This is a genomic window from Cupriavidus sp. BIS7 (assembly GCF_000292345.1).
In the GTDB taxonomy this organism is placed as follows: Bacteria; Pseudomonadota; Gammaproteobacteria; order Burkholderiales; family Burkholderiaceae; genus Cupriavidus.
Genome location: NZ_ALOU01000007.1, coordinates 12,820 through 39,100, shown reverse-complemented (window position 1 = coordinate 39,100; position 26,281 = coordinate 12,820). Strand labels below are relative to the sequence as shown.

Sequence of the window (26,281 nt, the reverse complement as noted above, 5' to 3'; positions counted from 1 at the left end):
ATTGATGTCTCCATTGAATGAGAAGTGGGCAGGCCAGCGTCATTGCGATCGCTGCCATTGCGGCGCGATGTGCTCGCCAGCCGGGGAAGGATTAGTGGCACGCACCTTCGCGGCAACCAACAGGAAGACACCGGCCGACACGATGACTAGAAGATCGGTGCCCAGAAGCGCGGTGGTCAGCGCGTGCGAAGATCCAGCAGCGTTCAAGCGGTCACTGATCGCGCCAACTGCAGCACTACCAACCGCGATTGCAAAGATGTTGACCAGCAGCATGGCGATGCCGGTGACGGTCGAGCGCATCTGTGGCGCGGTCGACGCGTGCATGACGGCAAGGGCCGGGCCATACAGTGCCAGCGGCAGGAAGAAGCTGGCGCACATGCCGATGTAGAAGAGGGTCGAGCCAGGCTGCGCAAAGCGGTAGGCAACCATCAGCGGGCTGCACAGCAGGATCATTGCCACGATAACGTTGGCATGCCCGCCGCGCATGCGATTACCCACACGGTCACCGAGCACGCCACCCACGGCGGCGCCGAGTACGCCAAACACGATCTGCAGGAGCCCGATCTGGCGCGCAATGGCAGCAGCATCGAAGCCGCGCTCGCGCACGAGCCACAGTTGCACGAACGAGAGCCCCGCGAACGCCACGTTCACCACAGCGAAACCGATGATGGTCCACAAGACAGCGGGTGTGATGCGTATAGCGTCCAGTGTGCTGCGCACCTGCTGCACGAATGGTGCGCCGCACGGTGATGCTTCGTGGGCATCGCGACGGTCCTTGAACAGCAAGAGACACGCTGCAATGACCACGCCAATGAGGCCCAACAGATAGAACGTGCCGCGCCAGCCTTGCGTCGCCCCGAGTGTGCCGGCCAACAGGAAGCTGAAGCCGACACCCAGCGGGATGCCCATGAAGAACACACCCACCGCAGTACTGCGCCGCTCGGCGCCGAACAACTCGGTCAGCAACGACACGGCGGCCGGCACCAGCGCAGCTTCACCGGTGGCAACCAGAAAGCGCGCGGCCACCATCTGCTCGAAGTTCTGTGCTGCACCTGACGCCGCCGTACATACGCTCCAGATCAGCATTCCCACGGCCATCACCCGCGTACGGCTGGTGCGGTCGGCCAGCGTACCCATGAATACGGCCATCACGCCATAGCTCAGCACCCATACCGCACCGACCAGCAAGCCATACTGTGCATTGCTCAGGGCAAGGTCCTTGGTGATCTGAGGTGAGAAACCGAGCAGCATGTTGCGATCGATGTGCGCGAGCATGTGAATCGCCAGCAGTACGGCCAGTACGCTGCGCGGGTAGTTCTTCCAACGGATCATTGTCTCCTCCAGGGGGCGTGATGCCTAAGGGGCTTTGGGGCAGGCGCCACCAAGGCTTGCGAGCCGCAGCGTGAGGTCGTTTCGAAGCCGGCCAAGCTGAACAGCGGTTTTATCTTGCAGTCGATTATGGATTCGCCCGACAGAAACTACTTTGTATTTCGGGACTTCAAGTTTATATTTGGAGGCAATAAGGGAAAACGATAAAACCATGTCTGGACTAGTGCGCAGCGCAAGCCTCACTCACTTCGCACAGATCGCGGCTGCATGCGATCTGGATGCGCGTGCGCTGGTTGCCGAGGTGAATCTGCCGCGCCGTTGCCTCGATGAACCGGATCTCCTGATTCCGGTCCAGGCGGTTGAGCACCTGTTGGAGCTCGCCGCGGCGCGGGGCGCTGAACCAGCATTCGGGCTGCGCATGGCGGAATCGCGCCGGCTGTCGACCTTGGGTCCACTGGGGTTACGGGTGCGGGACGAGCCCACGCTGCGACACGCGCTGGACGCCATCGTCCGTCATATCCATATGCACGGCGAGTCGGTCGCGGTAAGCGTTGAGCAGGAAGGCAACCTGGTTACGATTCGCGTGGAGATTGCGGCCATAGATGGCCAATCGGTGCGACAGGCCATTGAGATGGCGCTGGGGACCACATACCGCGTGCTCAGCGTTTTCCTGGGTGTCAGTTGGCGCCCGCAGAGGGTGTGTTTCATGCACCACGTGCCTGCCAGCACCGCGGTGCATCGGCGCGTATTCGGTCCCGTGGTGGAGTTCGGCCAGGAGTTCAATGGCATCGTATGCAACGCTGCCGATCTTGATGCGCCGAATCCTGGGGCCGACCCGGTGATGGCACGCTACACGCACAAGCTGCTGGAGCAACTCCCCAACAGGGAGGCCCGCGTTACCGACCGGGTGCGCCAACTAATCGTGCTGCTGCTGCCACGCGGGCACTGCCGAGTGGAGATGGTTGCCCAGCATTTGGGCGTCGATCGCCGCACTGTGGCGAGGCGCCTGGCCGAAGAAGGGACGACTTTCAGTGCATTGGTGGAAGGCATGCGGCGTGACCTTCTTTCACGTTATCTGAAAGACGGTGCACGACCGCTTGCCGAAGTGTCGACGTTGCTAGGGTTTTCCGGGCCAAGCACATTCGCGCAATGGCATCGGATTCAGTTTGGCGTTGCGGCGCGTACCCGTGTGAGGACATCTCACAAGCGCACCCTTGATTTGTCGTGATGCTCCTTGCGATAGACCGTTGATCGAAGTCTTGTCGCGATGAATGTGATTTTATGCATACCGCATGTCGCAGATTGGTAAGCCAAAGTCTTGCCCACGTAAGCGTGAAAGTGGCGGCCGGCAGATACTTCCGATGTGAAATCGGCGCTGATGGCGGCCCCGAATACGCAATGGTGGCAATGGGGACAAGGGCAACATGAAGGCGGTCTGGTATGAGAAGCAGGGGCGGGCGGAGGAAGTTCTGGAGTGTGGCGAATTGCCCACTCCCGAGCCAGCGCCCGGCGAGGTACGCGTGCGGCTGCATGCGTCGGGGGTCAATCCTGCCGATGCAAACCGGCGGGCGGGACGCATGCACGGTGGGATGGAGTTTCCGCGCATTATCCCGAATAGCGACGGCGCAGGTGTGATCGATAAGGTTGGCGAAGGTGTCGACCGCCAGTTGCTCGGTTCGCGCATCTGGCTGCATTTCGGGCAGCGCGGGCGCGCGTTTGGCACTGCGGCGGAATACATCTGCCTGCCCCAGGAACTGACATCGCCGTTGCCGGAGCATGTCGACTTCGCACAGGGCGCATGCCTGGGCATTCCCGCGATGACCGCCTACACGGGCCTGTTTCAGCGCGGGTCCATCAAAGGCAAGAACATCCTCGTTACCGGCGGTGCGGGGGCCGTGGGGCACTATGCCGTGCAGCTTGCCAAGTGGGGTGGCGCGAACGTCATTGCGACGACCAGTTCCAGCGTCAAGGCAGCCCATGCCGCGGCCGGCGGCGCCGATACCGTGATCGACTACACCAAACCGGATGCCGCGCAGCAGATTCTCGATGCCACCCAGGGACGAGGCGTCGATCACATTGTCGATGTGAACGCGGCCGACAATCAAAAGCTTTGCCTGCAGGTGGTGGCCGATAACGCGCTGTGGGTCACGTATGCCGTTGGCGCCAGCCTCGCGATGGAGCTTCCCCTGGTCACGCTGATTCGCAAGAACCTCGGCATGCAGGGACTATTTTTGCCGGGGCTGTCCTACGAAGTGCGGCGGGTAGCTCAGGAAGGATTGTCGCGCTGGATGCGCGATGTGCCGGATGCCATTCACGCGGTCGACAGCGTGTTCGACTTGAGAGACACGGCGAAGGCTCACCTGGCTGTGGAGGCAGGGACCAAGCTGGGCACCGTCGTGGTTCGGTGCGATTCGGAATAAATAATCGGGACGGAGCGTGGCAACGCGATGACCGTACTTGTTGACGGAAAATCGCGCCGCCACGGCTCCCGCAGCGGGGACGATGGCGGCCCGTCGTCCTCCTAACGTCCCCACATCTGCTTACTCGACCCTGACCTTCACGTAACGGCCCGGTGCAGCTTCGATCGGCTGGAACTTGCTGTTGCCGAGCTTGGCCGGGGCCGCTTTCTGCTTGCCGCCGTGCTGCTTGAGCCAGGCGCTCCAATGCGTCCACCAGCTTCCAGGCGTGGACTGCGCGGAAGTCAGCCAATCCTCGGCTTGGTCACCCTGTGCCCCGGCGCTCCAGTAGCCGCGCTTCTGCTTCGAAGCCGGGTTGATGACGCCGGCGATGTGGCCACTCTCGCCCAGCACGAACTCACTCTCGCCGCCTAGCAGCTGCGTGCTCCGGTAGGCCGACTGCCAGGGGACGATATGGTCTTCCTTCGTCGCCAGGATGTAGCTTGGCACCTTGATCTCACCGAGATCGATGGACTGCCCGCACATGGACAGCTCGCCTTTGCACAACCTGTTCTCCAGGTACATATTGCGCAGATACCACGTATACATGGGGCCGGGCAGGTTGGTGGCGTCGGCATTCCAGTAGAGCAAGTCGAATGCCGCGGGCGCTTTGCCCTTCAGGTAGTTGGAGACCACGTACGGCCAGATCAGGTCGTTGGGTCGCAGCGTCTGGAAGACGAAGGCCAGTTCCTTGCCTGGGTAGATGCCGCCGTTGCCGATGGTCTGTTCGCGCGCCATCACGGTTGCTTCATCGAGGAGGTGCCCAAGGTCGCCCGGGTCGGTGAAGTCGAGCATGGTCGTCAGCAGCGTCATGCTGGCCACCGTGTCTTCACCGCGTGCCTGCAGCACGGCCATCGCCGAGGTCAGCAGCGTGCCGCCGACACACCAGCCCAGCGCATTGACCTGGCTGGCGCCGCTAATGGCGCGGCTGACCTCAATGCCATCGAGCACACCCTCGACGTAATCGTCCCAGGTGGTATTGCGCATGTCCTCCTGCGGATTGCGCCACGACGTGACGAACACGGTATAGCCCTGCTCGCAGGCAAAGCGCACAAACGAGTTGTCCGGCTGGAGATCGAGGATATAGAACTTGTTGATGCAGGGCGGCACGATCAGCAGCGGGCGCGACATGACCTTGGCCGTCAACGGCTTGTACTGGATCAGCTGCATCACCTCGGATTCGAAGACCACGGCGCCTTCGGACGTGGCAACGTCGCGGCCCACCTCGAACGCCGACTCATCGGTGATGGCAATACGGCGCTGCCGTACGTCCTCGACATAGTTCGAGAAGCCACTCAACAGGCTTTCGCCTTTGGTTTCCACAGCCAGGCGGAGCGCTTCCGGATTCGTTGCCAGGAAGTTGGAAGGGCTCAGGGCATCGACAAACTGGCTCAGGAAGAATTCCAGCTTGTTCTTGTCGTCGTCAGGCAGGTGAATCGATTCAGCCAGCTCGGAAAGGGTCCGCGCATTGAGCAGATAGCTTTGCTTGAGCAGCCGGTACCACGGGTTTTCATCCCAGTCCTTGACTGCGAACCGTCGATCGCGCCGGGTTTCGGCCTCAGGCTGGCCAAACATCGCCGCCAGCATGGCCATTTGACCTTCCAGATGGCGGAAGCTGGACTGCATCATGCGCGGCACGTCGATACCATGGGGCAGGTATCGAGGGGTCGTGAGCAGCTCGGCGAGCGTTGTCAGCGAAGGGGTAAAGCCGTTGAGTAAAGGATTGGACATCGGTGTCAGCACAGGCATGGTGATCTTCGTAGCGGTCTTCGTAGCGAATGAGGCGTGTTATTGGTCGTTATTGGTTGTTATTGCTTGCGCCGTTTTGCCGACGTCGGCAGGATCAACGCATCACCTTCAATGACGACCCTGTCCTGGACCGTACAGACCGTGCTCAGTGCCACACGCTGCTTCTCCGGGTGGAGATCCGTGACCGTGACGGTGACCTGCACCGTTTCACCAGGCCTTACCGGCGCCTTGAAGCGCAGGTTCTGGCCCAGGTAGATCGAGCCCGGGCCGGGCAGGCGGCTGGCAATCGCGGCCGAGATGACGCTGGCGGTCAGCATGCCGTGGGCCACGCGCCCGCCAAATGGCGTCGTCTTCGCAAACTCCTCATCGAGATGAACGGCGTTGTTGTCACCGGATGCGGTGGCAAACAGCTCGATGTCGGTTTCAGTGATTGTCTTGACGAAGCTTTCGCTCATGCCGAGCTGCAAGTCTTCATAGTCATAGCCATTCAATGGGTTCACGGTGTCTCCTTGGTGATAATGAAAATGGTTCGAGCCGCCGGTCCAGCCGAGGCCCTTACGCCGAGGTCGCGTTGTCGGAACAGAGCGCAGATTTCGCTGGGATTGCTGACGCTTGCGCTGACCCGGGGCCGGATCGGTGCGATCCGGCTGCTGCGCACGGAACGTGCTGCAAGCTGCCTGGGAATTGGCGGACGAGAGTTCTGACGGGGGCGTTGGGGGCGTTCAGGGGCGTTCGGGGACGTTCACGGTTGGGCGAATTGATCTTGTTGCCACCAGCATAGGTGTCCGCCCATTCCGCGACTTTGCATGAACGGCCAATGTTTTGACATTTCGCGCCATGCGACCTCTCCGCATCGATGGAGATGGCTGTGGCGCAACCCATGGCAGGGAAGGCGCCTTCGGCTAGAAGCTTGCCGCTATGCCCAGCGAGACCCCTGAGACATTGTTGCCAAAGACATAGCGCACCACGGTCCGCACACGTGTCACAAAAATCTCATGTGCACTGGTGTCGAGTTCCAGGCCCAACCCGAGTGTTGTCAGGTAGTTGAAGCCAAGTACGCCGGCCTGGGCGCCGAAGTAGTGAGAATGCGACAGTTCCAGCACGTAGCGTAGCGGCCGATCCATCGCGATATAGCCCGTGGGCGCACGCCAGCGCGCATACAGGTTCGCCGTCTGTGATGTCACAGATCCCTGGACGGCCGGCGACGAGCCGCCAAAGCTCTCCAGATGGATGGCCGTGTAGCGCAGTTCCAGGTCGATGTCATGCTCGGGGCGGTAGTGCTCCCAGTCGAGCATCAGCGCGCCGCCCAGCCCGTAGGCATTCAGCGAGCCGCCATCGAGAAAATTCGTGTCCCGGTCTGTCTTCCGCGCCACGAAGCCCTGCGCAAGCCTGAGATCGCTAGATACATTGCCCAGCGAGCCATTGAGGATCGGCCGGATCACCAGTTCCTTGTCACTGGTCAGCGGGAAGTCCCAGCCGATGCCGACCGTTCCCGCGAAGGTATTCCAGCGCGTAGGCAGGACGCGCGATTCGGTGCCGCTCGACTCCACGAAGGTCGGGTCATAGCGGCTATAGGCAATCGAGCCTTCCATGTACAGCGGGAATGTCTTGCTCATCGTGAAGCCGCCGCCGAGCTGGGACATGACGAGGCCAGGATTTTCGGTCTGGGCGTTCTTGATCGACAGCGAACTCGATGCAAGATCGGGCACCACCGAATAGCTCATCAGGGCCAGGACAGCGTTGGCCTGCCGCTGCACGCTGGGGCCGAAGATCTGGAAGTTCGGCGGGGTCTGGGCGTGCGCCGCTGGCAGCGCCCCCCCTGCAAGACAAAGCAGAGTCAGGCGCCATAGAAATGACGGGAGGCGAAGTTTCGGCGTCGTGACGCAGTCCATGCGCTCGGCCAGGATTTCCGGCGGCCAATGTCGGTTTCCAAAGCGTACCTCTCCTGCGTTGTGACGCGTATTGGACCAAGGTTCCATTGCGGGTAGCGCAAGCGGCATCTATAAGATCACCATGATGGCATCGGTGCGGCACAACGCCGACGCCGCGTTAGGAGGGGGCCATGACGCTTTGCAGCGCTCGACGACTCCGTTGGATCGGAGCATGGATCATTGCTTGCTTCCTAGCAAGCTTCGGCAGCGCATGGGCGCAGGATACTGCCAGCCAGGCGCCGACCTTCAAGCCGGAGGAGATAGAGGCGCTGGTAGCACCGATCGCGCTCTATCCGGATTCCGTGCTTGCCCAGGCGCTGATGGCTTCGACCTATCCGCTGGAAGTCGTGCAGGCCGCGCGATGGGTCAAGGCCAACCCCAATGTCAAGGGGGATGACGCGATCAAGGCCGTCGAGAGCCAGCCGTGGGACGTCAGCGTGAAGTCGCTGGTGGCGTTTCCACAGGTGCTGGAGCCGATGAGCGACAAGCTCGACTGGACCCAGAAGCTCGGCGACGCTTTCCTGGCACAGGAAAAGGACGTCCTGGCGGCCGTGCAGCGGCTGCGTGCGAAAGCCCAGCAGAACGGCAACCTGAAATCGAATGAACAGCAGCAGGTGATCGTCGAGCAGGCCCCGCCGCCGGAGCAGGGCGTCCCCGCACCGGCGGGCGGCGCGTCCCAGACCATTGTGCGGATCGAACCGGCCAATCCCCAGGTGATTTACGTACCGGCGTACAACCCGACGACCGTCTACGGCGCGTGGGGCTACCCGTCCTATCCGCCGTACTACTGGCCGCCGTCTCCGGCCTACTACCCCGGCGGTGCGCTGATGACCGGCTTTGCATGGGGCGTTGGCCTGGCCGCCGCCGGCGCGATCTTCTCGGGCTGCAACTGGGGCGGCGGGGACGTCAATATCAACGTCAACAAGGCGGCGAACATCGACCGCAACTTCGACCGGACCAAGGTTCAGGGCGGCAACAAATGGCAGCATGACTCCAGCCACCGCAAGGGCGTTGCATACCGCGACAACGCGTCGCGCCAGAAGTATGGCAACAACGTGGGTGGCGCCGATCGCCGCAATGATTTCCGTGGCCGCGAGGGGGCGGGCGATCGCGCCGGCGACCGTGCAGGCAATCGCCAGGGTGATCGCGTGGCAGACAGGGGAGGCGACCGCGCCGGTGATCGTGCGGGAGACCGGGGCGGCGCCGCGGGTGACCGGGGTGGTGCCGGTGCCGACCGGGGCGGCGCCAATCGCGCCAGCACAAGTGACCGCGGTGGCGCCGCTGGCGCCAACCGTGGCGGCGCGGCAGATCGCGGCGGCGCAAGCGTGGCGGATCGCAGCGCCGGCGCCAGCAATCGCGGCGGCAGCTACGGCGGTGGCGGGCGTGACAACGCGTTCCAGGGCGTGGGCAGCGGTAATAATGCACAGCGCGATCTTGACCGTGGCCGTGCCAGCTCCAGCCAGGCCGGGTTCAGCGGCGGTGGCCAGCGTGGCGGTGGCGGTGGCGGTGGATTCAGTGGAGGGGGAGGACGCGGCGGGGGTGGCGGAGGCTTCAGCGGTGGCGGCGGCGGCGGACGCGGAGGTGGTGGCGGCGGCCGTGGTGGTGGCGGCGGAAGGCGTTGAGCGCGACTTCAACGTATCCAGAAGGGGACATTCATGCGCGTTTTGACCCGTATCTTGCGAATGAGCATCTCAGCCGCTGTCGTGCCACTCATGCTGACACTCGGCCTGGTGTCGGCTGCGCATGCGCAGAAGTCATTCGACACCCCCGAAGCCGCGATGAACGCGTTCGGCGACGCGGTGGCCACCAGCAACGAGGCCGCCGTGGACGCCATGCTCGGGCAATCGGCACGACGGCTGGTGCCCCCTCTGGGCGCAGATAGCCGCTACAAGTTCCTGTCCGCCTGGAGCAAGTCACATTCGATCGTCGGCCAGAACGACAACATGGCCCGCATCGCCGTGGGCAAGGATGGCTGGACGCTGCCGGTCCCGCTGGTCAAGCGCAACGGCCGCTGGCAGTTCGACACGCAGGCCGGGCTGGCGGAAATACGCCTGCTCCGGATTGGCCGCAACGAACTGTCGACGATCCAGTCCATGCTCGCCATCTATGACGCACAGCGCGAATACGTGTTGGAAGATCACGGCCGCAACGGGATGCTGGTCTATGCCTCGCATCTGATCAGCTCGCCGGGCAAGCAGGACGGGCTGTACTGGCCGACGAAGCCTGGCGAGCCCGAGAGTCCGCTGGGTCCGGGGTTCATCGACGCGGTCGGCGGGAAAAACCTCAAGACTGACGGGTTCAACGGCTATCGGTACAAGTTGCTGACATCCCAGGGTTCGGCGGCATCGGGCGGCAAGTACACCTATCTGGTCAACGGGCAGTTGTTCGGCGGATTCGGCGTGCTGGCGTGGCCCGTGAAGTACGGCGAAACAGGAATCAAAAGCTTTATCGTCAATCACCAGGGACAGGTCTTTGAACGGGACCTGGGCAAGGACACCAACGCACGTGCCGAGTCCATCCAGTCATTCGATCCGGTGACCGGCTGGAACAAGGTTTCCGCCGATACGCCCGAGCCATAAGCTCATGGAAGGTGGGCCAGCCGGCCCACCGGAAGTACCGTGACCTGCGCTTTGGTTGTCGTCAAGAAATCTGACTAGTCATAAAAAGCTCGTGATGCCGCGAGCTTATTTTTTTTTGAATTGCGAAGTAACGATTGCATTCCACAAGGGCCCGGACTAACTTGATACCACACAAGGGTCGAAACCAGTGAAAGCGGAATAGTGTGCTCATCTGGACAGCATCCGCGCGATCGAGACCGGCTGGAGCCGGGTTGGATATCGATTGAGAGTCCGATTTTTAGCAGTCGGTTGGGGTAAGCGTTCAGGGACGTCGCATCGAGCTGGATTGCCGCGCGAGGACTTGTGCTCGCGCAGACTTCGCGTGTCATGGAGCGGCGCGGCATTGATCTTCCGGTCCCGGGACATCCCAAGCAACCAGGAGGGGTGTCATGTCATCCGTAGTCCTGCCTGCTGTCCTGTCTGTTCTCGCCGCCCTGGCAATCAAGGCGCGCCATATCCATAGCCATACCCCGACTCAGAATCGTCTTCTTGCCCGTGTTTCCGGGCGGGGGAAGGTTCGCTAATCCACTGGCTCAACAAAAAACGAGCCCGCTTTCCACCACTGGGAGACCACCATGAATCGACGCCTGTTCATTCAGCTGCCTTCGATCGCACTGATACCGGCGATTGCCGCCTGCACCACAAATAGTGGGTCCGGGTCGGACCCGGCCGCCAAGCGACGCGAGATCGATGCCGGCGTGGATGGCACGCTGAGCAAGCTCTATTCGACCTCCAGTTCGGCGCAGGCGCTGTCGCGCGATGCCAAGGGCATCCTTGTCTTCCCGAAGATCCTTGCGGCCGGATTTATCGTTGGCGCCGAGTATGGCGAGGGGGCATTGCGTGCGGCCGGATCGTCGGTGGGCTACTACCGCACGACCACGGCTTCCTTCGGCTTTATCGCTGGCGCGCAGTCCAAGGCGCTGATCATGATGTTCATGACCGATGACGCGTTGAAGAACTTCCAGCAAAGCAAGGGCTGGACCGCCGGTGTGGACGGCTCCATCGCCGTTGCCACCCTCGGCGCGAATGGCCAGCTGGATACCAACACGGCAAAAGCGCCGATCATCGGCTTTGTTCTGACCAACGCGGGCCTCATGGGCAATCTCTCCCTTGAGGGCACGAAGATCAGCAAGCTCGACATCTGAGGCGTGCACGCGATGCGGTTGCTGTCCTTCCTGGTGGTAGGCGTCTCGACGGGGGTGGCGTTCGCCGCCACGATGGTCCCCGTTTTCGGGCGCAGGCGATCGGCCAGGCCGGTTGGCGGTGCGCAGCCTGAAGAGGCCACGCGCGCCGCCGATGGCAGCCCCAGGGAGGTCGCGCATCTGTGCCAGGCCCCCGGCATGAACGAACTGGCGGGGTCTCTCGCGCATGAACTGAACCAGCCGCTCACCGCGATCACCAGCAATGCCCAGGCCGTCAGGGAGTATCTGACGTCGGGGCCGTGCGACATGGCCGAAGTGCGCGAGATCCTCGACGACATCGTCAGCGATGCATCGCGTGCCAGCGAGATAGTCAGGCGGGTGCGGGCGTTGATTCTTGGCGAAGCCCCCACGTCGGTTCAGTTCAACGTCGACGAGGTCGTAGAACAGGCGCTGGAACTGGTCGGCGCCAATGCGCGGGCGCGTGGCGTTGCTGTCTCGCGGGAAGTGGAAGGCCCGCTGCCGCGCGCGATTGGCGATCCGATGGAGATCCAGCTCGTGCTGCTGAATCTGCTGATCAATGCGCTTGATGCCGTGGAGTCGGTCCGCGCGGGCGGCGAACGCAAGGTCTCGATTCTTGCGCAGGAGCGCGACGGGACGATTGAAGTGCTTGTGCGCGACAACGGCTGCGGGGTCGATCCGGGCCAGCTCGAACGCATCTTCCAGCCGTTCTATTCGTCGAAGCCGAAAGGCATGGGGCTTGGGCTATCGTTCAGCCGGGCGCTTGTGGAGCGTAACGGCGGCCGGCTCAAGGCAAGCCGCAACAGCGACCTGGGCATGACCTTCGAACTCACCCTGCGCACGGAAGCCTCGGCGCAGCATCTGCGCGGATCGATATTGCCGCTGATACCGCGAAACTACCCGCGCCAACATGGAGGCAGCAGCGATGAACGCAACGCAGCCAACGGTTTGTATCGTTGACGATGACGACAGCGTGCGGCGTGCGCTGGCGCGCATGCTCGGCGCCCACAGGTATCACACCGCGTGCTTCGAATCGGCCAGGCACTTTCTGGACGGCGTGGATCTTGACAGTGTGCCGATCTGCGCGGTGATCGACCTGCAAATGCCTGACATGGACGGCATCGCGCTGCAGCAGGCCATGAGCCGGCGGGTGCCGGTGGTGATCCTGACCGGCCATGCCGACGTGGGCAAGGCGGTACAGGCCATGCAGGCCGGGGCCATCGACTTCCTTGAAAAGCCGGTCCAGGACATGACGCTGCTGGCAGCGGTCGAACGCGCGTGTGAATGCGCGATGGACCAGTTCGTGCGCAGGGCGGAGCTCAAGGTGCTCAGGCAGAAGGTGGAGCGTCTCACCCCGAGAGAGCGGGAAGTGCTGGCGTGGATCGTGTCCGGCCTGCGCAACAAGCAGGTGGCCAGCGAACTGGGAACGGTGGAGAAAACCATCAAGGTGCACCGCGCCCACGTGATGCAGAAGCTCGAGGTGGATTCGTTGCCGGCGCTGGTGCGCATCGCCGACAAGATGGGTATGGGGCTGGTCGCGCGCGCCTGAGGCGGCCTGAAGTTGCCTGAAGTTGCCTGAAGCGGACTGATGTCCGATGCTGTCTGACGACGCGATGGACCATCGTCCAATATCGTAGGGCGCCAGTGTTACATAGCCTTGGGGAAGGTGGTTCCTCCCTTGGTCTACGATCACTTGGCGCGGATATGGGGTCTTCAGGACAATTTGCAGTGGTTGTCGACGATGACGAGTCCGTTGCACGCGCGATATCGCGTCTGCTGCGTGCTGCGGGCATCACGGTAGACACCTTCACCAGCGGCACGACGTTCCTGGATCGGGTTTCGTCGCAGCCAGCGTATCGCCCGAGCTGCGCCATCCTCGACGTCTGCATGCCGGACATCGACGGCCTGGAAGTTCAGCAGCGCCTGACCGGCATGTCCGTGCCGATCATCTTCATCACCGCCCACGACGTGCCCGAGGCCCGCGACAAGGCCCTCAAGTCCGGCGCCATCGGCTACCTGCGCAAGCCTTTCAATACCGCCCAGCTTATCGAGTTGGTCCGCGGCGTAATGTCGTCCTGAGTGTCTGATCCGACGGAATTTGGTCCTTGGTCCAATTGCCATTCAGACACAAAGAGACACACTCTTAGCAGGACGGATCTGCAATGTGCGCAGCACGTACGGCTGCGGCTCCGTGAAGAGGACCGACCATGGCGCTTCTGATGCTCTCCAACCTTCATCCCGATACCACCGAAGAACAGGTGAAGGAATTCCTGGGCCGGTACGGTGTGCCGCCCTTTGACGAGATCGAATTCCAGGAGGGGGACGGCACGCGGCCGGCCGCCACGCTGACATTCCTGTCCGTCGATGCCGCCGCACTGCGGCAGTACGTGCAGCGCATTCATGGCGTGTTCTGGAACGGTCACAAGATCAATGCACTGGTATTGAGGGAGCGCTTCACCTGATGACGCTGGCCTGTAGTCGATGGTGCCAATGACGGGAAGCTCCGGTGGCGCGTCTATCAGGCGCGGGCAGACCGGAGCGAGCGGAGGAGCAAACGATGGCGAGCGGTCTGGAGTCCAAAGGCAGGCAGTATGCATTCGTGTTCCTCACCGCACTTGCGCTTGCAGTTGCGGGATGCGGAAAGCAGGAAGCCAAGGGCCCGGCCGCGCCGCCCGTGATGGAAGTCGGCGTCATCAAGGTCGCGCCGCACGATGTCCCGATCACGTTCGAGTTCGTCGGGCAGACAGAGAGTTCGCAGCAGGTTGAAATCCGCGCGCGCGTCAATGGCTTCCTGGAACAGCGCATCTATACCGAGGGATCGAGGGTCAAGGCTGGCCAGGTGCTGTTCCGCATGGACCAGAAGCCGTTCAAGGCCGCGCTGGACGCCGCCCAGGCCGAACTTGCGCAGCAGCAGGCGCGGCTGACCACCGCCCGCCAGAACCTTGCGCGCGTGCGCCCGCTGGCGGCCAAGAACGCCCTGAGCCAGAAGGACCTGGACGATTCCGTCGGCAACGAACATGCCGCCGCCGCCGCGGTGGACCAGGCCAGGGCCAACGTCATCAACGCCAAGCTGAACCTGGACTACACAACGATCTCGTCGCCCGTCGACGGGCTTTCCAGCTATGCCAAGAAGCAGGTTGGCTCGTATATCGATGCCAGCAACAGCCTGCTGACCTACGTCGCCAAGCTCGACCCGATCTGGGTCAACTTCAGCCTGTCCGAGAACGAAGTCCTGCAGTCCCAGTCCCAGCAGGCTTCCGGTGAGCTGAAATTGCCGCCGCGTGGCGAAATGGGTGTGGAAATCGTGCTGGCCGATGGAACGACCTACGGCAAGCGCGGGCACATCACGTTTGCCGATGCCTCGTTCAATTCCGAAACCGGCACCTATCTGATCCGGGCGGAACTGCCCAACCCCGAAGGTACGCTGCGTCCGGGCCAGTTCGTGCGCGTGCGCGTGCTGGGCGCAGAGCGTACACGCGCGGTCACGGTGCCGCAGGAATCCGTGGTGCAGGGCCAGCGCGGCCAGTCGGTATGGACGGTCAGCAAGGAAAACAAGGCGGAGCCGCGCGTCGTCGACGTTGGCGAGTGGGCCCAGGGCAACTGGATCATTCGGTCGGGCCTGCGCGAGGGTGACACGGTGATTGTCGACGGCACGGTGCGCCTGGCGCCCGGCGCGCCGGTCAAGCCTGTGGCCGCCGCACCGCGTCCGCCATCGACGCAGCGGCCGCCCGGCGCGGCGCCGCTGCCAGCGGCCCCGGCTTCGGCCCCGGCCCCGGCTTCGGCCGCTGCTCCGGGGGCGGCATCATGAAGCTCTCGCACTTCTTCATCGACCGGCCCATTTTTGCGTCGGTCCTTTCGATCATCATCGTCGTAGGCGGTCTGGTTGCCATGGTCAACCTGCCGATTGCCCAGTTCCCGGACATCACGCCACCAACCATCACCGTCACCACGACGTACCCGGGTGCCAGCTCGGACGTGGTGGCGCAGAACGTGGCGGCGCCGATCGAGCAGCAGGTCAACGGCGCGGACAACATGCTGTACATGACCTCGACGAGTTCGTCCACGGGCAACATGACGCTGACGGTCTACTTCGAGATCGGCACGGACCCGTCGCTGGCCCAGGTGGACGTGCAGAACCGCGTGAACCTGGCGCTGCCAACGTTGCCGGACGCGGTGACCAAGCAAGGCGTGAGCGTTCAGAAGCGGTCGTCCGCGTTCATGATGGTGATTGCCGTCTATTCACCGGACAACAGCTACCCGCAGACGTTCGTCGACAATTTCACGAACATCTACATCCTCGATGCGCTCAAGCGGATTCCGGGCGCCAACCAGGCGTCGATCTTCGGCACGCCGGACTACGCAATGCGCATCTGGCTGAAGCCGGACCGCATGGCGCAGTTGGGCATCACCGTGGAAGATGTGAAGAATGCGGTGGCCAACCAGAACGAACAGTTCTCCGCTGGCCGAATAGGACAGTCGCCTACTGATGGGCCCGTCAATCTGACCTTCCCGATCACCACCAAGGGACGGATGACCGAGCCATCCGAGTTCGAGAACATCATCCTGCGCGCGGCCTCCGGCGATGCCGCGCTGGTGCGGCTCAAGGACATCGGCCGGGCCGAACTGGGGTCTAAGGACTATTCGCTGCGCAGCCGCTACAAGGGCAAGACCGCCACGCTGCTGGCGGTTTATCAGCAGCCGGGCGCCAATGCGCTGGCCGTGGCCGAGCAGGTGCGCAAGACGCTGGCCGAGGTGAAGAAGACCTTCCCGCCGGGCATGGAGTACGACATTGCGCTGGATACCACCGAGTTCGTGCAGGAATCGATCAACGAGGTGATACATACGCTGCGCGACGCCGTGATCCTGGTGATCCTGGTGGTGTACATCTTCCTGCAGAGCTTCCGCGCCACGCTGGTGCCGATCCTGGCGGTGCCGGTGTCGATCATCGGCACGTTCACGGCGATGGCGGCGTTCGGCTTCTCGGTCAACATGCTGACGTTATTCGGGATGGTGCTGGCCATTGGTATCGTGGTGGACGATGCCATTGTCGTGATCGAGAACGTCGAGCGGAACATGGTGGAGTTCAAGATGGCGCCCAAGGAGGCAGCCAAGGCCGCCATGGATGAGGTCGGCGGGCCGGTCATCGCCATCGTGCTGGTGCTGCTGGCCGTGTTTATCCCGGTGGCATTCCTGTCCGGCATCACCGGCCAGCTCTACAAGCAGTTTGCGGTTACGCTGGCCGTATCGGTGCTGTTGTCCGGCATAGTGGCGCTGACGCTGTCTCCCGCGCTGGCCGCCATCCTGCTCAAGCCGGACAGCCACAAGAAGAACCGCTTCTTCCAGTGGTTCAACCGCTCGTTCGACCGCCTGGTGGAAGGCTATGGCACGTCGATCCAGCATGTGATACGGCGCACGGTGGTCTCGCTGGCACTCGTCGTTGTGATGATCGTTGCCGCCGTGCTGATGTTCATTCGCATCCCGTCATCGTTCCTGCCGGTGGAAGACCAGGGTTACCTGCTGGGCGCCGTGATCCTGCCCGATGCGGCCAGCCTGGACCGGACTGGTGAGCTGTCCACGCGTGCCGCGGACTGGTTCGCGAAGCAGCCCGAGGTCAAGTCGGTGGCCGTACCGGACGGCTACAGCCTGATCGACTCGCAGAACAAGTCCAACGCGGGCACGCTGTTCGTGACGCTGAAGAGCTTCCACGAACGGGGCAAGGGCGAAAGCGCGGCGGATCTGATCAGCAGGGCCAACAAGGAGTTTTCGACCTATCGCGAAGGGGTTGTGGTGCCCGTCAACCCGCCGTCCATTCCGGGCCTGGGTACGACCGGCGGCTTCGAGTTCTGGCTGCAGAGTACCGGCGATGCCACGTATCCACAGCTTGAGGAGCGGGTCAGGGCGTTTATCGCCAAGGCGCGGCAGCGGCCCGAACTGCGCGGCGTGACCACCACGATCAACACGCGGTCCCGGCAGTTGCTGGTGGACCTGGACCGCGAGCGCGCCGAGACGCAGGGCGTGCCGGTGGATTCGGTCTATTCCGCGCTGCAGACGATGTTCGGCTCGCTGTACGTGAGCCAGTTCCCGAAGAATAGCCGGCTGTTCCAGGTGATCCTGCAGGCCGAGCCGAAGTACCGCTCGCGGCCGGAGGACCTGGACAACGTCTACGTGCGCAACACGAAGGGCGACATGGTGCCGATCAAGGCCGTGACGAATTCGCGCTACGTGGCCGGCGCGGATCTGGTCACGCGCTTCAACAACTTCCCCGCTGCCAAGATCACCGGCGATGCGGCACCGGGCTACAGCTCGGGGCAGGCCATCGCGGCAATGGAGGACGTGGCGCACGAAGTCCTTGGCGAAGGCTACAGCTTTGCCTGGAGCGGGCAGGCCTATGAGGAGAAGAAGGCTGGCTCCACCGCCGCGATGGTGTTTGCGTTCGCACTGCTGATGGTGTTCCTGATCCTGGCGGCCCAGTATGAAAAATGGTCGCTGCCATTGGGCGTGCTGCTGGCCGTGCCGTTCGCACTGTTCGGCGCGCTGGTGGGCATTCTGGTGCGGGGCATGGAGAACGACGTCTACTTCCAGATCGGGTTGACCGTGCTGATTGCGCTGGCGGCCAAGAACGCCATCCTGATCTTCGAGTTCGCCGTCGAAATGCAGCACAAGGAGAACCTGAACCCCTATGACGCAGCGGTCAAGGCGGCCAAGATGCGGCTGCGCCCGATCATCATGACGTCGCTGGCGTTCATCCTTGGTTGTATCCCGCTGGCCATTGCCAGCGGGGCATCCGCCGCCAGCCGGCAGTCGCTCGGCACTGGCGTGATTGGCGGGATGCTCGGCGCCACCGTGATTGCCATCTTCTTTATCCCGATGTTCTTCTGGGGCCTTGAGCAGCGCAGCGAGAACAGGAAGAAGAAGGGTGAAAAGCCGGCCGGCGGAGAGGGTTCCGCCGCCGATACCGAGGCTTCGCCAGGAGGCTCGTCATGAAACCCGGCCGGGCGTCCCGCCTGGTTCTGGCCACCGCGCTGGTCGCCAGCGGCTGCGCGGTAGGGCCGGACTACGTGCGCCCGACGGTGGACGTGCCTCAGGCGTACAGGTTCTCGGAAGAGCCGATCGACGTTCCGCAGGCGCAGGCGGCGTACTGGTGGTCGCAGATGAACGACCCGGTCCTCGACGGGCTGATCGCCACGGCGCGCGCAAACAACAAGGACCTGCTGATTGCCGCGGCGCGGGTCGAGGAATACTACGGCCGGCTGATGACCACCCGGTCCGGGCTGTTTCCGCAGGTGGGCGTGGAGGCTGGCGGCGGCCGTCAGCGCCTGAGCACCAAGAGCGGTACCGCGTTCCCGCTCAGCAACCCGTTCAACTCGGTGCGTGCCGATGTCTTCGCGTCGTGGGAGATCGACCTCTTTGGCCGTGTCCGCAGGCTGACCGAAGGCGCCAAGGCCGACTGGCAGGCCAGTGAACAGGCGCGGCGAGCCACGGAAATCAGCGTGATTGCCGCGACGGCCAGCGGCTATATCACGCTGCGCGATCTCGACAACCGGCTGCGTATCTCGAAAGACACGCTGGAAAGCCGCCGCGGTGCCATGGAACTGTTCAAGGAGCGATTCGAGGGCGGCGTGGTTTCCGAAACCGAATACGCGCAGGCGCGTTCGGAATATTCGTCGGCGCTGACCCAGGTCGAGTCGTTCCGCCAACAGGTGGCCCTGCAGGAAGACCTGCTGTCCGGCCTGATCGGCGAAAACCCGCGCGATATCCCGCGAGGCAAGCCGATTGACGAGTTGACCGTGCCGGGCGTGCCGGTGGGCCTGCCATCGACATTGCTTGAGCAGCGCCCCGATCTGCTGCAGGCCGAGCAGAACCTCGTGGCGGCCAATGCGCGTATCGGTGCAGCGCGTGCCGAATACTTCCCGACGATCACCTTGACGGGCCTGTTCGGCGCCGCCAGCACCTCGCTCTCGGGATTGTGGACGGGGGCCGCACGCACATGGTCCTTTGCCGGACTGATCAGCATGCCGATCTTTACCGGCGGCGCCATCGCCGGCGACGTCAAGCAGGCTGAAGCGATCCAGACGCAGGCACTGCAGGCGTACCAGCAGTCCATTCAGACGGCCTTCCGCGAGGTGGCAGATGCGCTGGTCAGCGTGCAGCGCACGCGGGACCAGCTCAACGCCAAGAATGACCAGGTGAATGCCCTGTCGCGCTATGCATCGCTGGCCCGGGATCGATACGAAGGCGGCTATACGAGCTATCTTGAAGTGCTGGATTCCGAGCGTGCGTTGTTCTCGGCCCAGCTGGACCAGTCGACCCTGATCGGCGACGAGTTCAACCAGCTCGTGCAACTCTACAAGGCGCTCGGTGGCGGCTGGCCCGTGAACCCGGATGGCACCGACGCGACACAGGCGCCGCAGGCAAACCTGGCCAAACCGGAATCCCGTGACAAGGAGTAATGCAATGTCAAAGTCGATCATCAGGCCGACCGTCTTGCTGGCAGCCCTCGGCATTGCCGTCGGTGCAATGGCGCAGTCCAAGCCGATCGCGTATCCCGCCAAGGGTCAAAGCGCCACCCAGCAGCAGCAGGACGACGGCTACTGCTACTCGTGGGCCAAATCGAACACCGGCATCGACCCGGCTGCCGTGTCGTCGGCGCCTCCGCCGCCGAGCGGCCCCGCTGTTGGTGGCGGTGAGCGCGTGGGCGGTGCGGCGCGCGGCGCAGCCGGCGGCGCGGTGATCGGCGCCATCGCCGGCGACGCCGGCAAGGGTGCCGCAGTGGGCGCCGCCGCAGGCACGATGGTCGGCGGTTCGCGCGCGCGGCAGAACCAGCGCAATGCCCAGGCGAATGCGCAGGCGCAGTCCCAGGGCGCCATAGACACCTACTACCGCGCCTACTCCGCCTGCATGGAAGGGCGAGGATATTCGATCAAGTAGCCAGTCAAGCAACCATCAAGTAACCACCAAGTAACCCAAGTCGTTCTATTTGAGGAGAAAACATGCTCAGGAAAGCCTTGATCCCACTTGCGATTCTGCTTTCGGTGCCCGCCATCGGCTGGGCGCAGCCAGAAGTCAAGACCGACGTGACACGCGGCGACGGCAAGGTCACCGCCACCGGCTCCGCGAAGGTCGTTGCCACGATCACCGCCATCGACAAGACGACCCGCAAGGTCACGCTGAAGACCACGGCTGGCAAGGTGGTCGACATGAACATCGGCGACGAGGCGCGCAACTTCGACCAATTACGTGTCGGTGACGTCGTGACCGTGGAATACAACGAAGCGTTGAGCCTGAGCCTGAAGAAGGGCGGCGGCGCGCAGACGACGTTGACGGAGAAGCCGATCGAGCAGCGCGCCGAGGCTGGCGCCAAGCCGGGCGGCATGGTTGGACGCGAGGTGAGGGCCACCGCGCAGGTCGTGGCGGTCAACAAGGAGACGAACACCGTGTCGCTCAAGGGGCCGAAGGGCCATATTGTCGACGTGAAGGTCGAAGACCCGGACCAGATGAAGAACATCAAGAAGGGAGACCATGTCGAAGCTGTCTATACGGAGGCGGTTGCGGTATCGGTGACCCCCGGTACCGGCAAGTAGCCGCCATCCGACAGGAATTGTCCTCATGAAGCACATTGCAGCATTGCGTTGTCTTGGAGCGGCCGCGCTGATCGCCATCGCGTGGCCGGCCCACGGCTACTTCGACTACTACCTGAGCAGCACGATCGTCGGAACGCTTGGCAGGGAGCAGACCGATGCATTGCGCGGCATCTTCACCAAGACCCTGTCCGAGTCCGACGACGGCGCTACGGTGCCGTTCAGCCTGCCTGCCAAGGGCCGGACCAAGGCCACCGAAGGCACGTTCACACCGCTGACCACGCGCACGGAGAACGGCCAGCGCTGCCGCAAGATCCGCAGCGAACTGCGCCAGGCGGGCAAGTCCGAGCGCTGGGAAGGCTGGTACTGCCAGCAGGGCGACGGACAGTGGAAGAAAACGATGTTGAAGGATTAGAAGCTGTTTAAAAATGATTCTGGCGTCGTTGCGGGGCCTTGCCGTACCACTTGTACTGTCTGCGGCCCCGCGCCTAGCCAGAACCGCTTCGCTTCATTTTGAAACAGCTTCCAAGGACTGAAGACCGGGGGACGATCCTCACGGTTTACCCAGGAACAGATAGAAGCTGTAGTGGCCCGCCGCCGCACGCCCATAGGCCAGGTAGAGCGGGCCAATCGGCGAGTCCAGCGCCACGAACAGCGAGCCCGACTTGAGCCATCCGGTCGGGCTGCCCGGCACCAGCGGCGAGCCCATGCGGCCAAGTTCGAGCGAAAAGCCCCCATACACGCCTTCGAGCAGCGATTGCCGCGCGAGCTTGTTGTAGTAGACCGCGCGCACGAACTGCAGGTTCTGGCCGAGCAATTGGCCCGTGCTGTAGCCCGATTGCTGCAGGAAGCCGCCCCACTGGAACAGGTCGTAGTTCGGCAGCGGATCGCCGCCAACGTTGGTGCCCGCGCGGAAGGTCGTGGTCAGCGTGTTCCGGCCGGTCGACCATGCGTACGTCCCGGCTGCCTCGGCCTTGGTGTACGTCTGGTCCGCGCCCAGTTCCGGCCTGGAGACATAGGCGTTGACGGTGCCCGCGTAGCCCTCGCGCGGGAAGCTCGTGCTGTCGAGCTGGTCGATCAGGAAGCGTGCCGTGAACGCGCCGCGCTGTACCGAAGTCATGGTTGGGGCCAGAAACTCGGGGCCGGTGCTCAGCGAGATGTTCTGGTGCCCGAACACCACGCCGGTGCGCAGTTCGCCATACTTCGTGAATTGCGCGCCGATGTCCAGGCCGAAGTCATAGCGCCGGAAATCGTACGTGGCAATGCGCGTGGTGTCCTGGAACACGTTCTGCGGGCGGCGCTCCAGTTCGATGCGCGGCGCTATGAACAGGGACTGGTCCACGTTGATGGGCTGGTACAGCTCGCTGACAAGGCGGCTGGCCTGCCCGATCTGGATGTCGTTACGCCATTCCGCGCCGTACGAATTGAGCCACGTCCGGCGATAGCTCCCCAGAAGATTGAAATACGTGTCGCCGCGGAAGTCGGTGCTCAGGCCCAGGCCGAAGCGTGCATAGTTCGGGCCGTACGATTTCTCGACGGCATCGACGGCCAGCACGCGCTTGCCGGGCTCCTCCAGTATCCGGTAATCCACATGCTCGAAGTCGCCCGTGCCGAATACGCGGCTGAGGTCGTCATCGAGCCGTTGCTCGTTCAGCGGCTCCCCCGGCTTGGTCTGGATATTGGAGCTGATGAACTCGGGGTTCACGCGCGCCATCGGCGCAATGCGGATCTCGTCGACGGGACGGCGGTCGGGCGGGGGCACCGTCAACTGCTGCTCGCGCAGCGCCGCGTACTGCACGGGTGGCAGGGACAGCGCCGCAAGCCGTGGCTCCACCTTGCGCGCCGCGGCTTCGCCAATCGGGATCGTCTTGGTCAGGTGATCGAAATCCGCTGCCGAGAAATCGCCGAGTTCGGGCTCGATCAGGATGTCGTTCGGGCCAAGCATCGCCAGCGATTTGCGCACGTTCTGGTCAGTCAGGATGTTCAGCATCTGCATGGTCACGCTGAGTGCGGATGTCAGCGATTCGCGCGGCATCAGCGGCGTGCCAAGATTGACGGCGATGATGATATCGGCGCCCATGGCACGCGCCACGTCGATCGGCAGGTTGTTGACGAGCCCGCCGTCGACCAGCATCTTGCCTTCGTACTCCACCGGGGCGATAACGCCGGGAACGGACATGCTGGCGCGCATCGCCCGCGACAGCTCGCCCTGGCTGAACACCACCGCCGTGCCCGTGACAAGGTCCGTGGCAACGGCGCGGTACGGGATCGGCAGCGTATCGAAGTTCCGGTAGCCGGGCGCCCTGGCCAGTTCGCGCAACACCTTTTCCAGTTGCACGCCCGTGAATGCGCCCTTGGGCAGCAGAAGCTCCCCGCCCTTGACCCCGATCTCGGGTGTCACCAGGTTCGAGCGGTCTTCCTCCTTGCGGCGGCTGGACAGGTTCTGGCGCGGTGGCCGTTCCTTGAACAGCGCGCTGGCGGACAGCTCGCCGACGATCCGCTCCATTTCGTCGGGCTCCACGCCGGTGGCATAGGCCGCCCCGACCAGCGACCCCATGCTGGTGCCCGCGATGCAGTCGATCGGCACGTGCATCTGCTCCAGCACCTTGAGCACGCCGATATGCGCCGCGCCGCGCGCACCGCCGCCGGACAGCACCAGGCAGATGCGCGGGCGGTGGACCGGGGAGGCGCCATTCGGGGCGGAAGCTTCAGGCTGGGGCGCGGTGGATGGTGTGGGTGCGGCGACTGAATCGGCCGATTCGGCCGAAGCGGGCGAAACGGATGCTCCCTCGGTGCCGGGCGGGGCGTCGCCGAGTGCAAGGACCAGCGATGGACACAGGGCAATCGCGACGGCTAGCGCCCGGATGATTCGATGCGTCACGGCACGGCATGGCCTCTGGCAGATGACTTCCCCCGAACGGGGAATTCCCGAAAAACGCGGCTTCCCCGGTCAGAAATCCTCCGGGATATACCGGTACGGGTAATCAGGCTCCTTGTAGGAGCCGGGCTTTTGCCTTTCCGGCAGCGTGACCTTCTTGCGGGAGATTTTCTCGTAGGGGATGGAGTGCAGCAGATGGCTGATGACGTTGAGCCTGGCGCGCCGCTTGCAGTCCGATCGCACGACATGCCAGGGTGCGAAGTCGGTGTCCGAAGCGTTGAACATCGCGTCACGCGCGCGGGAATAGTCATACCAGCGGCTGTATGACTTCAGGTCCATGTCCGTCAGCTTCCACGTCTTGCGGCCGTCCTGGATGCGCTCTTCCAGCCGGCGCGTCTGCTCCTCGGGGCTGACCTCCAGCCAATACTTGATCAGCACGATGTTCGAGGCAACGATGGCCCGCTCGACCAGCGGCACCGCGCGCAGGAACATCTCCACCTGCTCCTCGCTGCAGAACTTCATCACGCGTTCCACGCCGGCCCGGTTGTACCAGCTTCGGTCGAAGATCACGATTTCACCGGCAGCGGGAAGATGGCGAATGTACCGTTGCACGTACATCTGGCTCTTCTCGCGCTCGGTCGGCGCAGGCAGGGCCACCACGCGGAACACGCGCGGGCTGACCCGCTCGGTGATGGCCTTGATGACGCCGCCCTTGCCGGCGCCGTCACGGCCTTCAAAGACGACGCAGACCTTGGCGCCGGTTTCCTTGACCCAGTTCTGCAGGTGAACCAGTTCCACATGCAGCGGACGCAGCGCCTTCTCGTAGTCCTTGGAGCCCAGGTCCTGCGTGGCATCGGTGTGGTCTTTCGAATGTCGTGAGTCCTTGCCCATGTTTCCTCCCCGGATGCGTTCATTTGACCCACTTCTCTCCGTACCAATCTCGGCCATTGGCAGGGGCTTTGACAAGGGACTTTGGTCCAATGTTTGCGCGACGACGGACCGGCGGCCGGAGCGGCGGCCAGACCGACTACCTGGGGCGATGGCAGGGGTGATCTTTGGCGCCGTGGTTGGCCCAAGGACCAATTGCAAAGCACACGGCGTTGGCTGAATCTTTTACTGGGAGTGTATTCACCATGTACAAGACCGGATACTGGTTGATTGTGGTCGGGTTCTGGCTGGCCCTGGCCGGCGTGTTCCTGTGCGACCCCGTCGGGAGTCGCCCGGAGCATATAAACCTGTTCAGCTTCGCGCTCCGCGGGCTGGAGATTCATCTGTTCCAGACGTCTGAAGCACCGCAGCGCTACCTGGTGACGGTCCTCGCAAGAGACTGGCTGATCGGCTGCATCGCCATCATGCTGGTCGGCGCGGTCCTGCTTGCCGTTGGCCGGCGGCGCAGACGCCAGTTCTTGTGAGATGCTCGCGCCGCGGGGCGCGCCCAAGGTTCTGCAAGGAGGTCGGCGATGCTGCGCACACCATTCACGATCCCTACGCTGTCGCGTACGCTGATCGACATATATATCCGCTTCGGCCTGATCGCGCTGCTGGCGGTGTCCTGTTTCGAGATCTTCAAGCCGTTCCTGAGCCTGATCCTGTGGTCGATGATCCTGGCCATCACGATGTACCCGCTGCAGACGCGCCTGAAGGGCAAGATATTCGATGGTGATGGCCGCACCGCCACGCTGATCGTCTTCGTGGTCATCTGCGTGATCCTGGTGCCGTCCTGCCTGATCGGCGTTGCGCTGATCGACTCGGTGGAACGGGCCATGGATATCGCCAAAAGCGGGCAGGTCCAGATTCCGCTGCCGCCTGATTCGGTGGCAAGCATACCGATGGTCGGCCAGCGGATCCATGATTTCTGGCAGCTTGCCGCCACGGACTTCGGCTCGCTGGCCGAGAAGCTGGCACCGCAGATCAAGGTCGTCGCAGTGGCTTTGCTGGGTACCGCGCGCGGCGTTGGCGTTGGCCTGCTGGTATTCGTCGCCGCGCTGATGGTGGCGGGTATCTTCATGGCTTATGGCGAACTGGGTACCCGCAGCGCCATTCAGATTGCCTCGCGCATCACGACCCCGGACCGGGGCCCGCGCCTGACCGCGCTGTGCACGGCCACGGTCCGCGCAGTGGCCCAGGGCGTGGTGGGCATCGCGTTCATCCAGATGCTGCTGATCGGCATCGCTCTCGTTCTCAAGGGAATACCGGGCGCCGGCCTGCTTGGGCTGGTGATTCTGCTGCTTGGGATCATGCAGTTGCCGGCCACGCTGATCACGATCCCGGTAATCATCTACGTTTTCGCGACGGAGCCGGTAAGCCTCGGCAGCATCGTGTTTGCGGTCTATGTCTTCGTTGCCGGCCTGGCGGACAACGTGCTCAAGCCGCTGCTGCTGGGCCGTGGCGTGGATGTGCCGATGCCGGTGGTCCTGATCGGTGCGCTGGGCGGTATGGTCACCGGCGGCGTGATCGGGCTGTTCATCGGGCCCGTTGCGCTGGCGGTCGGGTATCAGCTGTTCTGGCAGTGGGTGGAGGACGTGCCGCCGGAGTCAGCGGAGCCGGTCGCGCACAGCGAAGGCGGTCCATCCGCCGGATAG

23 protein-coding genes are annotated in these 26,281 nt (G+C 63.4%); 17 read left to right on the top strand and 6 right to left on the bottom strand.

Going from position 1 to position 26,281, the window contains the following annotated elements:
* Positions 1 to 39: 39 nt before the first annotated feature.
* Entirely contained in the window at positions 40 to 1,332 is a 1,293-nt protein-coding gene (locus tag B552_RS0102030) for an MFS transporter (RefSeq protein ID WP_019447327.1), read from the bottom strand.
* A 208-nt stretch (positions 1,333 to 1,540) separates the two neighbouring features.
* Between B552_RS0102030 and B552_RS0102025 the strand changes: the two genes are divergently transcribed.
* Positions 1,541 to 2,557, top strand: coding sequence for an AraC family transcriptional regulator (locus tag B552_RS0102025; protein ID WP_035879297.1), 1,017 nt, complete (start codon positions 1,541 to 1,543; stop codon positions 2,555 to 2,557).
* A 196-nt stretch (positions 2,558 to 2,753) separates the two neighbouring features.
* Entirely contained in the window at positions 2,754 to 3,749 is a 996-nt protein-coding gene (locus B552_RS0102020; protein WP_019447325.1) for an NADPH:quinone reductase, read from the top strand.
* Between the two features lie 120 nt (positions 3,750 to 3,869).
* Here the strand turns inward: B552_RS0102020 and phaC are convergent, their stop codons facing one another.
* The 3 genes from phaC to B552_RS0102005 form a co-directional block, all read right to left on the bottom strand.
* Positions 3,870 to 5,516, bottom strand: a complete 1,647-nt coding sequence (gene phaC, locus B552_RS0102015; RefSeq protein WP_237718146.1) for a class I poly(R)-hydroxyalkanoic acid synthase — start codon at positions 5,514 to 5,516, stop codon at positions 3,870 to 3,872.
* Positions 5,517 to 5,593: 77 nt separating this feature from the next.
* On the bottom strand, positions 5,594 to 6,034 hold the full coding sequence (locus B552_RS0102010) for a MaoC family dehydratase (protein WP_026035223.1): 441 nt from the start codon (positions 6,032 to 6,034) through the stop codon (positions 5,594 to 5,596).
* 402 nt (positions 6,035 to 6,436) lie between these two features.
* Positions 6,437 to 7,513: a hypothetical protein gene (locus tag B552_RS0102005; RefSeq protein WP_237718145.1), complete on the bottom strand. Its 1,077-nt coding sequence runs from the start codon at positions 7,511 to 7,513 to the stop codon at positions 6,437 to 6,439.
* Between the two features lie 83 nt (positions 7,514 to 7,596).
* Here B552_RS0102005 and B552_RS0102000 point away from each other — a divergent pair, with 83 nt between their 5' ends.
* From B552_RS0102000 to B552_RS0101940, 13 genes are all read left to right on the top strand, one after another.
* Entirely contained in the window at positions 7,597 to 9,087 is a 1,491-nt protein-coding gene (locus tag B552_RS0102000) for a DUF3300 domain-containing protein (RefSeq protein ID WP_019447321.1), read from the top strand.
* A 60-nt stretch (positions 9,088 to 9,147) separates the two neighbouring features.
* Positions 9,148 to 10,044 (top strand): DUF2950 domain-containing protein, encoded by an 897-nt coding sequence (locus B552_RS0101995; RefSeq protein ID WP_237718144.1) that lies wholly within the window; start codon positions 9,148 to 9,150, stop codon positions 10,042 to 10,044.
* A gap of 614 nt (positions 10,045 to 10,658) precedes the next feature.
* A complete protein-coding gene (locus B552_RS0101990; protein ID WP_019447319.1) occupies positions 10,659 to 11,228 on the top strand; it encodes a YSC84-related protein in 570 nt (189 codons plus the stop codon).
* A 12-nt stretch (positions 11,229 to 11,240) separates the two neighbouring features.
* Positions 11,241 to 12,203 carry an ATP-binding protein gene (locus tag B552_RS0101985; protein WP_019447318.1) on the top strand — a complete coding sequence of 321 codons (963 nt, stop codon included), beginning with the start codon at positions 11,241 to 11,243 and terminating at the stop codon, positions 12,201 to 12,203.
* Positions 12,169 to 12,792 carry a response regulator gene (locus tag B552_RS0101980; RefSeq protein ID WP_019447317.1) on the top strand — a complete coding sequence of 208 codons (624 nt, stop codon included), beginning with the start codon at positions 12,169 to 12,171 and terminating at the stop codon, positions 12,790 to 12,792. Before B552_RS0101985 ends, B552_RS0101980 begins: the two co-directional genes overlap by 35 nt.
* A 155-nt stretch (positions 12,793 to 12,947) precedes the next feature.
* On the top strand, positions 12,948 to 13,322 hold the full coding sequence (locus tag B552_RS0101975; protein WP_026035220.1) for a response regulator: 375 nt from the start codon (positions 12,948 to 12,950) through the stop codon (positions 13,320 to 13,322).
* 128 nt (positions 13,323 to 13,450) lie between these two features.
* Positions 13,451 to 13,705: an RNA-binding protein gene (locus B552_RS0101970; protein WP_019447315.1), complete on the top strand. Its 255-nt coding sequence runs from the start codon at positions 13,451 to 13,453 to the stop codon at positions 13,703 to 13,705.
* Between the two features lie 95 nt (positions 13,706 to 13,800).
* Positions 13,801 to 15,051 (top strand): efflux RND transporter periplasmic adaptor subunit, encoded by a 1,251-nt coding sequence (locus B552_RS0101965; RefSeq protein WP_019447314.1) that lies wholly within the window; start codon positions 13,801 to 13,803, stop codon positions 15,049 to 15,051.
* The gene (locus tag B552_RS0101960) at positions 15,048 to 18,227 is read left to right on the top strand and encodes a multidrug efflux RND transporter permease subunit (protein ID WP_019447313.1); all 3,180 of its coding nucleotides are present in this window, start codon (positions 15,048 to 15,050) and stop codon (positions 18,225 to 18,227) included. Before B552_RS0101965 ends, B552_RS0101960 begins: the two co-directional genes overlap by 4 nt.
* On the top strand, positions 18,224 to 19,693 hold the full coding sequence (locus B552_RS0101955; RefSeq protein WP_019447312.1) for an efflux transporter outer membrane subunit: 1,470 nt from the start codon (positions 18,224 to 18,226) through the stop codon (positions 19,691 to 19,693). The genes B552_RS0101960 and B552_RS0101955 overlap by 4 nt, the downstream gene beginning before the upstream one ends.
* A 4-nt stretch (positions 19,694 to 19,697) precedes the next feature.
* On the top strand, positions 19,698 to 20,171 hold the full coding sequence (locus tag B552_RS0101950) for a glycine zipper family protein (protein ID WP_019447311.1): 474 nt from the start codon (positions 19,698 to 19,700) through the stop codon (positions 20,169 to 20,171).
* Between the two features lie 62 nt (positions 20,172 to 20,233).
* The gene (locus B552_RS0101945; protein WP_019447310.1) at positions 20,234 to 20,824 is read left to right on the top strand and encodes a hypothetical protein; all 591 of its coding nucleotides are present in this window, start codon (positions 20,234 to 20,236) and stop codon (positions 20,822 to 20,824) included.
* Between the two features lie 25 nt (positions 20,825 to 20,849).
* Entirely contained in the window at positions 20,850 to 21,236 is a 387-nt protein-coding gene (locus B552_RS0101940; RefSeq protein ID WP_019447309.1) for an RT0821/Lpp0805 family surface protein, read from the top strand.
* A gap of 138 nt (positions 21,237 to 21,374) precedes the next feature.
* On the opposite strand, the gene B552_RS0101935 is transcribed toward B552_RS0101940, so the two are convergent.
* A complete protein-coding gene (locus B552_RS0101935) occupies positions 21,375 to 23,477 on the bottom strand; it encodes a patatin-like phospholipase family protein (RefSeq protein WP_237718151.1) in 2,103 nt (700 codons plus the stop codon).
* 294 nt (positions 23,478 to 23,771) lie between these two features.
* Positions 23,772 to 24,590: a polyphosphate kinase 2 gene (ppk2, locus tag B552_RS0101930; RefSeq protein WP_019447307.1), complete on the bottom strand. Its 819-nt coding sequence runs from the start codon at positions 24,588 to 24,590 to the stop codon at positions 23,772 to 23,774.
* Positions 24,591 to 24,832: 242 nt separating this feature from the next.
* Here ppk2 and B552_RS27025 point away from each other — a divergent pair, with 242 nt between their 5' ends.
* Both B552_RS27025 and B552_RS0101920 read left to right on the top strand, forming a co-directional pair.
* A complete protein-coding gene (locus B552_RS27025) occupies positions 24,833 to 25,111 on the top strand; it encodes a hypothetical protein (RefSeq protein WP_019447306.1) in 279 nt (92 codons plus the stop codon).
* 48 nt (positions 25,112 to 25,159) lie between these two features.
* The gene (locus B552_RS0101920; protein ID WP_019447305.1) at positions 25,160 to 26,281 is read left to right on the top strand and encodes an AI-2E family transporter; all 1,122 of its coding nucleotides are present in this window, start codon (positions 25,160 to 25,162) and stop codon (positions 26,279 to 26,281) included.